The organism is Streptomyces sp. 7N604, from assembly GCF_052245475.1.
Classification (GTDB): Bacteria; Actinomycetota; Actinomycetes; order Streptomycetales; family Streptomycetaceae; genus Streptomyces.
Genome location: NZ_JBQQBX010000007.1, coordinates 140,177 through 152,900, shown reverse-complemented (window position 1 = coordinate 152,900; position 12,724 = coordinate 140,177). Strand labels below are relative to the sequence as shown.

Below are 12,724 nucleotides of genomic sequence, written 5' to 3'. Positions count from 1 at the left end.
CGATCACCGAGCGTTGAAGTACTTGGCTTCGGGGTGGTGGATCACGATCGCGTCCGTGGACTGCTCGGGGTGGAGCTGGAACTCCTCGGAGAGCTGGACGCCGATCCGCTCCGGCTCGAGCAGCTCGGCGATCTTCGCCCGGTCCTCCAGGTCGGGGCAGGCGCCATAGCCCAGGGAGAACCGCGCGCCGCGGTACTTCAGGGCGAACATGTCCTCCATCTCCTCCGGGTCCTCGCCGGAGAAGCCCAGCTCGCCGCGCACGCGCGCGTGCCAGTACTCGGCGAGGGCCTCGGCCAGCTGGACCGACAGGCCGTGCAGCTCGAGGTAGTCGCGGTAGGAGTCGGCGGCGAACAGCTCGGCCGTGGCCTCGCCGATCTTCGACCCGACGGTGACGACCTGGAGGCCGACCACATCGGTCTGGCCGGATTCCTCCGGCCGGAAGAAGTCGGCCAGGCACAGGCGGCGGCCGCGGCGCTGGCGCGGGAAGGTGAAGCGGGTCCGCTCGGAGCCGTCCTCGCCCAGCAGGATGAGGTCGTCGCCCTTGGAGTGGCAGGGGAAGTAGCCGTAGACGACGGCGGCCTCCAGCAGGTTCTGGGTCTGGAGCTTGTCCAGCCAGCCGCGCAGCCGGGGGCGCCCTTCGGACTCCACCAGCTCCTCGTACGAGGGGCCGTCGCCGGTACGGGCCTGCTTCAGCCCCCACTGGCCCTTGAACAGGGCGCCCTCGTCCAGCCACGAGGCGTAGTCGGCGAGCTGGATGCCCTTGACCACGCGGGTGCCCCAGAACGGGGGCTCCGGGACGGGGTTGTCGGTGGCCACGTCGGAGCGTACGGCGCCCTGGGACGGCTCCGGCTCGGTGACCTGAACGTCCCGCTTGGGCACGCGGCGCTGCTTGAGCTCGGGCAGGGTCGCGCCGGGGACACCGCGCTTGACCGCGATGAGGGCGTCCATCAGGCGCAGGCCCTCGAAGGCGTCGCGGGCGTAGCGGACCTCGCCCTCGTAGATCTCGTGCAGGTCCTGCTCGACGTAGGCGCGGGTGAGGGCCGCACCGCCGAGGATCACCGGGAAATCGGCCGCCAGCTTGCGCTGGTTGAGCTCCTCCAGGTTCTCCTTCATGATCACGGTGGACTTGACCAGCAGCCCGGACATGCCGATGACGTCGGCCCTGTGCTCCTCGGCGGCCTCCAGGATCGCGGAGACCGGCTGCTTGATGCCCAGGTTCACGACGTTGTAGCCGTTGTTGGACAGGATGATGTCGACCAGGTTCTTGCCGATGTCGTGGACGTCTCCGCGCACCGTGGCCAGCACGATCGTGCCCTTGCCCTCGTCGTCGGACTTCTCCATGTGCGGCTCGAGGTAGGCGACCGCGGTCTTCATGACCTCGGCCGACTGGAGGACGAACGGCAGCTGCATCTGGCCGGACCCGAACAGCTCGCCGACCACCTTCATGCCTGCGAGCAGCGTCTCGTTGACGATGTCCAGGGCGGGCCGGTCCTGGAGCGCCTCGTCCAGGTCGGCCTCCAGGCCGTTGCGCTCGCCGTCGATGATCCGGCGCTGCAGCCGCTCGTCCAGCGGGAGGGCGGCCAGCTCCTCGGCCTTGCCCGCCTTGAGCGACTTGGCGGTGGCGCCCTCGAAGAGCTCCATGAGCTTCTGCAGCGGATCGTAGCCCTCGCTGCGCCGGTCGTAGATCAGGTCCAGGGCAACCTTGACCTGCTCCTCCTCCAGCCGGGCGATCGGCAGGATCTTCGAGGCGTGCACGATCGCCGAGTCCAGCCCGGCCTTGACGCACTCGTCGAGGAAGACCGAGTTCAAAACGATGCGCGCGGCCGGGTTGAGACCGAAGGAGATGTTGGACAGGCCGAGCGTGGTCTGGACGTCCGGATGGCGGCGCTTGAGTTCACGGATCGCCTCGATGGTGGCGATGCCGTCGCGCCGGGACTCCTCCTGGCCGGTGCAGATGGTGAAGGTCAGACAGTCGATGAGAATGTCCGACTCGTGCACGCCCCAGTTGGTGGTGAGATCCGTGATCAGGCGCTCGGCGATGGCCACCTTGTTCTCGACGGTACGGGCCTGGCCCTCCTCGTCGATGGTCAGCGCGATCAGCGCGGCGCCGTGCTCGACCGCCAGCTTCGTGACCTTGGCGAACCGCGACTCGGGCCCGTCCCCGTCCTCGTAGTTGACCGAGTTGATGACCGCGCGGCCGCCCAGCTTCTCCAGTCCGGCGCGGATCACGTCCACCTCGGTGGAGTCCAGCACGATGGGGAGGGTGGAGGCGGTGGCGAAGCGGCCGGCCAGCTCCTCCATGTCGGCGACGCCGTTCCGGCCCACGTAGTCCACGCACAGGTCGAGCATGTGGGCGCCCTCGCGGATCTGGTCGCGCGCCATCTCCACGCAGTCCTCCCAGCGACCCTCCAGCATCGCCTCGCGGAACTTCCTGGACCCGTTGGCGTTCGTCCGCTCGCCGATGGCCAGGTACGAGGTGTCCTGGCGGAACGGGACGGTCTGGTAGAGCGAGGCTGCGCCGGGCTCGGGGCGCGGCTCGCGCTCGGTGGGCCGCAGGTCACGGACGCGCTCGACGACCTGGCGCAGGTGCTCGGGCGTCGTACCGCAGCAGCCGCCGACCAGCGAGAGGCCGTACTCGCGGACGAAGGTCTCCTGGGCGTCCGCCAGCTCGCCGGGGGTCAGCGGGTAGTGCGCGCCGTCCTTGCCCAGTACGGGCAGGCCCGCGTTGGGCATGCAGGACAGCGACACCCGCGAGTGGCGGGAGAGGTAGCGCAGGTGCTCGCTCATCTCCGCGGGACCGGTCGCGCAGTTGAGCCCGATCATGTCGATGCCCAGCGGCTCCAGCGCGGTCAGCGCGGCGCCGATCTCGGAGCCCAGCAGCATCGTGCCGGTCGTCTCGACGGTCACCGAGCAGATCAGCGGCAGGTCCGCGCCCGTGGCGTCCAGGGCGCGGCGCACGCCCAGGACCGCGGCCTTGGTCTGCAGCAGGTCCTGGGTGGTCTCCACGAGCAGCGCGTCCGCGCCGCCGGCGATCAGGCCCTCGGCGTTCTGCTGGTAGGCGTCGCGCAGCGCGGTGTACGGGGCGTGGCCGAGGGTCGGCAGCTTGGTGCCGGGGCCGATGGAGCCCAGCACCCAGCGGTGGCGGCCGTCCCCGGCCGTGAACTCATCGGCCGCCTCGCGGGCGATACGGGCACCGGATTCGGAGAGCTCGAAGATCCGGTCGGCGATGTCGTACTCCCCCAGCGCCGCGAAGTTGGCGCCGAAGGTGTTGGTCTCCACGCAGTCCACGCCCACCGCGAAGTACTCCTCGTGGACCGAGCGCACGATGTCGGGGCGGGTGACGTTAAGGATCTCGTTGCAGCCCTCCAGCTGCTGGAAATCGTCCAGGCTCGGATCCTGCGCCTGGAGCATGGTGCCCATGGCCCCATCGGCCACGACCACTCGGGAGGCGAGCGCCTCCCGGAGTGCGGAGGCCCGGTCGGTGTCGGCGGACGATGGCTCGTACGAGGCCATGGAGACGCTCCCTGGGATGCGACGGCTGTCGGCTTTGCGCCTTCCTTCGGAGGGCGCACCCGGCCAGGGTAACCTTCGGCGCCGTTGCCGGCCCGGGGTGTTCCACGGGCCGGACAGTTGCGGTAGGGCGCGGGCGGGGACGACGGGACACGAACGGCGAACTTCCAGGGTGGTACCCCCGCGGTCGGCAAAGGCCGATAGTGTTCAGCATTGTCGAACCCTGTGGGTGGAGGAGGTTGCCCGATGGCCCGCACGATCCAGTCGCTCGAGCGAGCGGCTGCGATGCTGAGGCTGCTCGCCGGCGGCGAGCGCAGGCTCGGTCTGTCGGATGTGTCGGCCGCACTGGGGCTGGCGAAGGGCACAGCGCACGGCATACTGCGCACCCTTCAGCAGGAAGGCTTCGTCGAGCAGGACCCGGTCTCCGGGCGCTACCAGTTGGGCGCGGAGCTCCTGCGCCTGGGCAACAGCTATCTGGACGTGCACGAGCTGCGGGCCCGCGCCCTGGTGTGGACGGACGACCTGGCACGGTCCAGCGGCGAGAGCGTCTACCTGGGGGTCCTGCACCAGCAGGGCGTACTGATCGTGCACCACGTCTTCCGGCCCGACGACAGCCGCCAGGTGCTGGAGGTCGGCGCCATGCAGCCGCTGCACAGCACGGCCCTGGGCAAGGTCCTCTCGGCGTACGACCCGGTGGCGCACAGCGAGGTCGCCGAAGGCAACAGGAAGTCGTTCACGACCCGAACGGTGACCGCGCTCGAGGAGTTCGAGGGCGTCCTGGACCTCACACGCGCGCGTGGCTGGGCCGCCGACGTGGAGGAGACCTGGGAGGGCGTCGCCTCGGTCGCGGCCCCCATCCACGACCGGCACCGCATGCCGGTGGGCGCGGTCGCCATCACCGGTGCCGTGGAGCGGGTGTGTGAGAACGGCGACCTTCGGTCCGCCCTCGTGGCGGCGGTCCGGGACTGCGCCCGCGCGGTGTCGCGGGACCTCGGCGTCACCCGCTTCTGACCCTCCGCCGACCCTCGTACACGCTCCGCCACCAGGCGTTTGGGCTGCCCGTAGTCACGCTTGGACAACGGTGCGAATTAACCGCGGCACCCCTATTGACGCAGTCGTAACGGTGAAGAAAACTGCCGTTCGCCGGTCGGCATTGTCGAACACCTGCCGATAACTTCGCTATGGTGTCCGACGCAGCGGACCGGTAGCCGCCCTCACCCGAGGGCGCGGGCGTACGGGAGGGACCCCGTGGCCCGCCTTCCCCTGGATGACTGACAAAGGAGTCGCGGGTGTCCAGCTCCGACATCTTCCTCGGCGAGACCATTGGTACCGCCGTACTCATTCTGCTCGGTGCCGGCGTTGTCGCCGGCGTCGTCCTGAAGCGCTCGAAGGCGCTCAACGCCGGCTGGGTCGCCATCACCTTCGGGTGGGGCTTCGCTGTCCTGACCGCCGCCTACATATCCGTCCCGCTCTCCGGTGCGCACCTCAACCCGGCCGTCACGCTCGGCGTCGCCATCACCAGCGGCGAATGGGGCAACGTTCCGGTCTACTTCGCCGGCCAGATGCTCGGCGCCATGATCGGAGCCACGCTCGCCTGGCTCGCGTACCAGGGCCAGTTCCAGGCCCACCTCACCGACCCCGAGATCATCGGGAAGAAGGACGAGGAAGGCCTGGTCGACAAGTCGGCCGCCCCCGCCGCTGGCCCCGTGCTCGGCGTCTTCTCCACCGGCCCGGAGGTCCGGAACGCGGTGCAGAACCTGATGACCGAGATCATCGGCACCGCCACGCTCGTTCTCCTGATCCTCACCCTGGGTCTCACCAAGGGCCTGGCCGTCTCCGGCACCGGAGTGCTGATCGTTGCCCTCACGGTGGTCGGCATCGGCCTCTCGCTCGGCGGCCCGACCGGCTACGCCATCAACCCGGCCCGCGACCTCGGCCCCCGTATCGTCCACGCGCTGCTGCCGCTGCCGAACAAGGGCGGCTCCGACTGGGGCTACGCCTGGATCCCGGTCGTCGGCCCGCTGATCGGCGGCGCCCTCGCGGGCGGCCTGTACGAGCTCGCCTTCGCCTGAGCCCCTTCCCAACCCCTCCAGACCCCAGGAGCACACCGTGACCGACGCCCACACCGCCGGCCCGTTCATCGCCGCTATCGACCAGGGCACCACCTCCAGCCGCTGCATCGTCTTCGACACCGACGGCCGGATCGTCGCCGTCGACCAGAAGGAGCACGAGCAGATCTTCCCCAAGCCGGGCTGGGTGGAGCACAACGCCGCCGAGATCTGGACCAACGTCCAGGAAGTCGTCGCCGGGGCCCTCAGCAAGGCGGGGCTCACCCGCAGCGACATCCGGGCCATCGGCATCACCAACCAGCGCGAGACCACCGTCCTGTGGGACAAGGCGACCGGTGAGCCGGTACACAACGCCATCGTCTGGCAGGACACCCGCACCGACGCCCTCTGCAAGGAGCTGGGCCGCAACGTCGGCCAGGACCGCTTCCGCCGCGAGACGGGCCTCCCCCTCGCCTCGTACTTCGCGGGACCGAAGATCCGCTGGCTGCTCGACAACGTCGAGGGCCTGCGCGAGCGCGCCGAGCGCGGCGAGATCCTCTTCGGGACCATGGACTCCTGGGTGATCTGGAACCTGACCGGCGGCACCGAAGGCGGCGTGCACGTCACCGACGTCACCAACGCCTCGCGCACCATGCTGATGAACCTGCACAGCATGGAGTGGGACGACAAGATCCTCGAGTCGATGGAGGTCCCGGCGGCCGTGCTGCCGGAGATCCGCTCCTCGGCCGAGGTGTACGGCACCGCGAAGGGCGTTCTCGAGGGCGTGCCGGTCGCCTCCGCGCTCGGCGACCAGCAGGCGGCGCTGTTCGGCCAGACCTGTTTCTCCGAGGGTGAGGCCAAGTCCACCTACGGCACCGGCACCTTCCTGCTGATGAACACCGCTGACAAGGTCATCAACTCCTACAGCGGGCTGATCACCACCGTCGGCTACCGCATCGGCAACGACAAGCCGGTCTACGCGCTGGAGGGCTCCATCGCGGTCACCGGCTCGCTGGTGCAGTGGATGCGCGACCAGATGGGCCTGATCAGCACGGCAGCGGAGATCGAGACCCTCGCCAGCTCGGTCGAGGACAACGGTGGCGCGTACTTCGTCCCCGCCTTCTCCGGCCTGTTCGCCCCGTACTGGCAATCCGACGCCCGCGGCGTCATCGCCGGCCTCACCCGCTACGTGACGAAGGCGCACCTCGCCCGCGCCGTTCTCGAGGCCACCGCCTGGCAGACCCGCGAGATCGTCGATGCGATGCACAAGGACTCCGGCGTCGAGCTGACCGCTCTCAAGGTCGACGGCGGCATGACCTCCAACAACCTGCTGATGCAGACCATGGCCGACTTCCTCGACGCACCCGTGGTGCGGCCGATGGTTGCCGAGACCACCTGCCTCGGCGCCGCCTACGCCGCCGGCCTGGCCGTCGGCTTCTGGCCCGACACCGACGCCCTGCGCGCCAACTGGCGCCGGGCCGCCGAGTGGACCCCCCAGATGGACGCGGATGTCCGCGACCGCGAGTACAAGAGCTGGCTCAAGGCCGTCGAGCGGACCATGGGCTGGATCGACGACGAGGAGTAAATATGAGCACCCTGCAGAGCGTTCCGACTCTCGGGACGCACCCGGCTGCCGGTTCGAATCCGGACCGCGCCGAAACCCGGGAACGGCTCTCGAAGGCCACGTACGACCTCCTGGTGATCGGCGGCGGCATCCTGGGCACCTCGGTGGCCTGGCACGCCGCGCAATCCGGGCTGCGGGTGGCAATGGTGGACGCCGGCGACTTCGCCGGCGCCACCTCCTCCGCCTCCTCCAAGCTCGTCCACGGCGGTCTGCGCTACCTGCAGACCGGCGCGGTCAAGCTGGTGGCGGAGAACCACCACGAGCGGCGGGTGCTGGCCAAGGACGTGGCCCCGCACCTGGTCAACCCGCTCACCTTCTACCTGCCGGTCTACAAGGGCGGGCCGGTCGGCGCCGCCAAGCTGGGCGCGGGCGTCTTCGCCTACTCGGCGCTGTCCGCCTTCGGCGACGGCGTCGGCAAGGTGATATCCCCGGCCAAGGCGGTGGCCGGGAACCCGGCGCTGCGCACGGACAACCTCAAGGCCGTCGCGGTCTACTACGACCACCAGATGAACGACTCGCGGGTGGCCGTCATGACGGTCCGCGCCGCCGTCGAGTCGGGCGCCGTGGTGCTCAACCACGCCGAGGTCACCGGGCTGCGCTTCACCCGCGGCCGGGTCACCGGCGCGGAGCTCAAGGACCGTCTGGACGGCAGCGAGTTCGGTGTCGACGCGCGCGTGGTGCTCAACGCCACCGGACCGTGGGTGGACCACCTGCGGAAGCTGGAGGACAAGGGCGCCGACCCGAGCATCCGGCTCTCCAAGGGCGCGCACATCGTGCTCAAGCGCAAGGCGCCCTGGAAGGCCGCGATGGCCACGCCGATCGACAAGTACCGCATCACCTTCGCGCTGCCGTGGGAGGACCAGCTCCTGCTGGGCACCACGGACGAGGTGTACGAGGGCGACCCGGCCGATGTGCGGGCCACCGAGTCCGACATCCAGCAGATCCTGGACGAGGCGGCCTTCTCGGTGCGCGGCGAGCACCTCGACCGTGACCTGATGACCTACGCCTTCGCGGGCCTGCGGGTACTGCCCGGCGGCCCCGGCGGCGTGGAGAAGGCGAAGCGCGAGACGGTCGTGACCGAGGGCCGCGGCGGGATGCTGTCGGTCGCGGGCGGCAAGTGGACCACGTACCGGCACATCGGCCGCACGGTCATGAACAAGCTGGCGGAGCTGCCCGGTTCGCCGCTGACCGAGGACATGGAGCCGGTCTCCAGCCTGGTCCGCCGGGTGCCGCTGCCCGGTATCGCCAACCCCAACGCGGTCGCGCACCGGCTGCTGGTGGACCGCGAGCCGGGGGTCCGGATGGACCCGCTGACGGCCCGTCACCTGGCCACGCACTACGGATCGCTGTCCTTCGACATCGCGCGCCTGGTGAACGAGGACCCGGCGCTGGGCGAGCCGATCCACCCGGACGGTCCCGAGATCTGGGCGCAGGTCGTCTACGCCCGGGACCACGAGTGGGCCGAGACGGTGGACGACGTGCTGCGCCGCCGTACGACGCTGACGGTCCGCGGCCTGGACACCGAGGACGTGCGGACGCGGGTGAAGGACCTGCTGGACCGGAAGAACTGACGCCGGACTGGCTCCAAAGGGCCAAGGCCAAGGGATAAGGGGCAAGGGGTAAGGCGTAAGGGGCGGCTCTCCTGGGAGCCGCCCCTTACGCGTACGCTCTCCGCCCTCTGGGCCTGAGCGTTGTCCGGCTCAGGTAGTGTTGCCGTATCCAGCAGTGGACGGAACGAGGAGGTGAGACCCATTACCGCTGTAACAGGCTGGGTGCTCTCACCTCACGGCCGTACGGTCCCTGCCGCGTAGACGCAGACGCAGGTGACCGCGAGAGCGCCCTCGGCATTCCGAAAGGCTCTCATGTCGGTTTCCCCGTCACCTCTCCCCCTTCCTCTCCCTCGATCCGTCGTCGTCACCAGGCTGCGGGCCGCAGGCTGCGTCTTCGCCGAGGACGAGGCGCAGTTGCTCACCACCACGGCACGGACGCCGGCCGAGCTCGCCGCCATGGTGGACCGGCGAGCCGCGGGCCTGCCCCTCGAACACGTCCTCGGCTGGGCGGAGTTCTGCGGCCTGCGGATCGCCGTGGACCCGGGGGTCTTCGTCCCCCGCCGCCGCACCGAGTTCCTCGTCCGCCAGGCCGCCGCCCTCGCCCCGCCGCGAGCTGTCGTCGTCGACCTGTGCTGCGGCTCCGGTGCGGTGGGCGCCGCGCTGGGCGCGGCCCTCGACCGCGCCGAGCTGTACGCCGTCGACATCGACCCCGCCGCGGTACGGTGCGCCCGCCGCAACGTCGCAGCCGCCGGTGGCCAGGTGTACGAAGGCGACCTCTACGAGCCGCTGCCCGCCGCGCTGCGGGGCCGGGTCGACGTCCTGCTCGCCAACGTGCCCTATGTGCCGACCGACCAGATCGAGCTGCTCCCCCCGGAGGCCCGCGTCCACGAGCCGCGGGTGGCACTCGACGGCGGCTCGGACGGGCTCGACGTGCTCCGGCGGGTGACCGCCGCGGCGTCACTGTGGCTGGCACCGGGCGGCCACCTGCTCTTCGAGACGAGCGAGCGCCAGGCTCAGGAGGCCGTCGCTGCCGTCGCCCGTTGTGGGCTGACCCCGCGGGTGGCCGTTTTCGACGAGCTGAACGCCACCATCGTCATTGGCACCGGGCCCGCTGCGCCGCCCTCTCCCTATGAGAACGCCGTGCACGGGGCATAATGAGCCCAGACATCGGAGGTCTCGGCCCGGAGGGTCGGCCCGGGAAGAGGAGGCGCTCATGGCCGTGACCGACGCGGCGATCGAGCGGATCAAGGGCATGATCGTCTCCGGTGCGCTGCGGCCCGGCGACCGGCTGCCGAAGGAGAGCGAACTGGCAGCGGAGCTGGGGCTTTCGCGCAACTCCCTGCGCGAGGCCGTGCGCGCCCTGTCCCTCATCCGCATTCTGGACGTGCGCCAGGGCGACGGTACGTACGTCACCAGCCTCGATCCGCAACTGCTGCTGGAGGCGCTGAGTTTCGTGGTGGACTTCCACCGCGACGACACCGCGCTGGAGTTCCTCGCCGTCCGCCGGATCCTGGAACCCGCGGCGACGGCGCTGGCCAGCGCGCGGATCAGCACCGCCGAGCTGGACGCGCTGGGCGAGCAACTGGACACGCTGGGCCCCGCGCCCTCGGTGGAGGAACTGGTCGCCGCCGACCTGGAGTTCCACCGCCGGATCGTTCAGGCGGGCGGCAACTCCGTGCTGTGCTCCCTGCTGGACGGGCTGTCGGGGCCGACCACCCGCGCCCGGATCTGGCGCGGGCTCACCCAGGAGGACGCGGTGAGCAGGACGCTGCAGGAGCACCGGGCGATCCTGGCGGCTCTCCGCGACCGCGACGCGGACGCGGCCCGCTCCTGGGCCACGGTCCACATCGCGAGCGTGGAGCAGTGGCTCCGCTCCACGCTCTGACACCGCTCGCCGCAGGCGGCCTTCGGTCCTGCCCCCGCGCCCGCGCCGGACCCGGGGGCAGGCCCCTCAGTCCTGCTTCTCGCCGCCCGCGAAGCGGGAGATCGCCAGGGCGATGATGATGGTAAGTCGACGGCCCCGGACTGCAGCAGCTGCGTGAAGACGACGTTGGCGACGTGCGCCGGTCGCCACCTTGACCGGCTGCCCCGCGCGTACGGCGGCGTGGCCGAAACGTCGTCGGGGCTGGTCGGCTCCTCGATCCAGTGCGGTTCGTACGGGGCCAGGGCGCCGCATCCAGCGCGGCGCGTCCGCCACGTCCCAGCGCGGTTGGCGTCGAGGCGATGCGCACATCGGGCCCCACGGCCTCGCGGGCAAGCCGCAGCCCCAGCCCCAGCTCCAGTCCCAGCCGCCGTACGTCGTCGCCGAGATCGCCGCCGACTTGAGCTTGATCTGGCCGAAGCCGTAGGCGACGGCCTGCTTGGCGAGCGTCACGAGCTTGGCGTCGTCGTAACCGAGCCAGCCGGGCGAGGCGGTGTAGGCGGGGTATCCCTCGGCGCGCCCGTGTACCGCGGCCGTGTCCGTCTGCGTGGCCGCTCGCGGTGTCGTCCAGGGCGGGGGCGTCGGTGTGCAGCACGACGTACGCCGCCGGGTAGTCCGGCTCGGGTTCATGGCGTCCGAGCCGTCGAGCTGCTCCGAGGTGGGGAACCGGATGTCGTGGACCTCGAGCCCCGTGACGGTCGAACCCATGCGCGCCCCACGAAAGAACATCGGACCTCTTCTGGTCATCCGATGTATAGCCGCGATCAAGTCCGGACCTCCAGGGATCTGCTGGAACGTTCCGGTGGACAGCTCGGATGAATCCGCAGCCAGGTCTGCGCGGGGGCTGCGGGCGGGCCGGGGTGAAGCCGTAGGCTGGGGGCGCACGCAACGGAACAGCAGCCGGGGGCGGACCGAAACACGCCCACCGGTCGGAAGGAGGCGCTGGGTGATCGAGCTCGAGGGGGTTCCCGAGCTGATCGACCCGGTCATGGTGGCCGCGTTCGAAGGCTGGAACGACGCCGGCGACGCCGCCTCCACCGCGGTCGGGCACTTGGACCGGGAATGGAAGGGTGAGGTCTTCGCGGCGCTGGACGCCGAGGACTACTACGACTTCCAGGTCAACCGGCCGACCGTCTTCCTGGAAGACGGGGTCCGGAAAATCACCTGGCCGACCACGCGCCTCTCGGTGGCCCGGGTCGGCGGGCCCAAGCCGCGCGACCTCGTACTCGTGCGGGGCATAGAGCCGAGCATGCGCTGGCGCTCCTTCTGCAACGAGATCCTCGGCTTCGCTCACGAACTGGGTGTGGAGATGGTGGTGATCCTGGGCGCGCTGCTCGGCGACACCCCGCACACCCGCCCCGTCCCGGTCAGCGGCGTCACCTCCGATCCGGACCTGGCCAGGACCATGGACCTGGAGGAGACCCGGTACGAGGGGCCGACCGGCATCGTCGGCATCCTGCAGGAGGCGTGCACGCACGCGGGCGTGCCGGCGGTCAGCCTGTGGGCCGCGGTCCCGCACTACGTATCGCAGCCGCCCAACCCCAAGGCGACGCTCGCGCTGCTCAACCGGCTGGAGGACCTGATCGGGATCCGCATCCCGCTCGGCGAGCTCCCCGAGGACGCGCGGGCCTGGCAGCTGGGCGTGGACCAGCTGGCGGCCGAGGACAGCGAGGTCGCAGAGTACGTGCAGTCGCTGGAGGAGGCGCGCGACACGGCCGAGCTGCCGGAGGCGTCGGGCGAGGCCATCGCCCGCGAGTTCGAGCGCTACCTGCGGCGCCGCGACGGCCAGCCGGGCTCCGGCCCGGCTCCCGGGCCGGGACAGCCGGGCGGGCACGCGACCGAGGGCGGCTCGACGGGGGACGGCCGGGACAGCGGCTCGTATTTCCGCGACGCCTCCAGCGGCCGCACCCGCCCGTCGAAGCCCCCTGCCAAGGACGACGAGGACGACACGGATCCCGGAACCGATACCTCCGCTCCCGGCACCGGCGACGAGTAGCCCCACCGCCGTGCGCATGGCCCACCCGCCCGTCCCCCGATGAGGTGCGGGCGGGCATGCCATCCGGCACACGGC

8 protein-coding genes and 1 pseudogene are annotated in these 12,724 nt (G+C 70.7%); 7 read left to right on the top strand and 2 right to left on the bottom strand.

The window, feature by feature from the left end:
- Positions 1-3: 3 nt before the first annotated feature.
- Complete coding sequence (metH, locus tag ACTWP8_RS10005; protein WP_443321781.1) at positions 4-3,513, bottom strand: methionine synthase; 3,510 nt, start codon at positions 3,511-3,513, stop codon at positions 4-6.
- A gap of 243 nt (positions 3,514-3,756) precedes the next feature.
- Between metH and ACTWP8_RS10000 the strand changes: the two genes are divergently transcribed.
- The 6 genes from ACTWP8_RS10000 (at position 3,757) to ACTWP8_RS09975 (ending at position 10,617) form a co-directional block, all read left to right on the top strand.
- Positions 3,757-4,521, top strand: coding sequence for an IclR family transcriptional regulator (locus tag ACTWP8_RS10000; protein ID WP_443321780.1), 765 nt, complete (start codon positions 3,757-3,759; stop codon positions 4,519-4,521).
- Between the two features lie 278 nt (positions 4,522-4,799).
- Entirely contained in the window at positions 4,800-5,582 is a 783-nt protein-coding gene (locus ACTWP8_RS09995; RefSeq protein WP_443317453.1) for an MIP/aquaporin family protein, read from the top strand.
- A 37-nt stretch (positions 5,583-5,619) separates the two neighbouring features.
- Positions 5,620-7,143 (top strand): glycerol kinase GlpK, encoded by a 1,524-nt coding sequence (glpK, locus tag ACTWP8_RS09990; RefSeq protein WP_443321779.1) that lies wholly within the window; start codon positions 5,620-5,622, stop codon positions 7,141-7,143.
- Between the two features lie 2 nt (positions 7,144-7,145).
- A complete protein-coding gene (locus ACTWP8_RS09985) occupies positions 7,146-8,753 on the top strand; it encodes an FAD-dependent oxidoreductase (RefSeq protein ID WP_443321778.1) in 1,608 nt (535 codons plus the stop codon).
- 291 nt (positions 8,754-9,044) lie between these two features.
- The gene (locus tag ACTWP8_RS09980; RefSeq protein ID WP_443321777.1) at positions 9,045-9,887 is read left to right on the top strand and encodes a putative protein N(5)-glutamine methyltransferase; all 843 of its coding nucleotides are present in this window, start codon (positions 9,045-9,047) and stop codon (positions 9,885-9,887) included.
- A gap of 58 nt (positions 9,888-9,945) precedes the next feature.
- On the top strand, positions 9,946-10,617 hold the full coding sequence (locus ACTWP8_RS09975) for a FadR/GntR family transcriptional regulator (RefSeq protein WP_443321776.1): 672 nt from the start codon (positions 9,946-9,948) through the stop codon (positions 10,615-10,617).
- A gap of 125 nt (positions 10,618-10,742) precedes the next feature.
- On the opposite strand, the pseudogene ACTWP8_RS09970 reads toward ACTWP8_RS09975, so the two are convergent.
- A pseudogene (locus ACTWP8_RS09970) lies at positions 10,743-11,382 on the bottom strand (enolase C-terminal domain-like protein); the annotation flags it as partial.
- A gap of 217 nt (positions 11,383-11,599) precedes the next feature.
- Here ACTWP8_RS09970 and ACTWP8_RS09965 point away from each other — a divergent pair.
- Positions 11,600-12,649, top strand: a complete 1,050-nt coding sequence (locus ACTWP8_RS09965; RefSeq protein WP_443321775.1) for a PAC2 family protein — start codon at positions 11,600-11,602, stop codon at positions 12,647-12,649.
- The last annotated feature ends 75 nt before the right edge of the window (positions 12,650-12,724 follow it).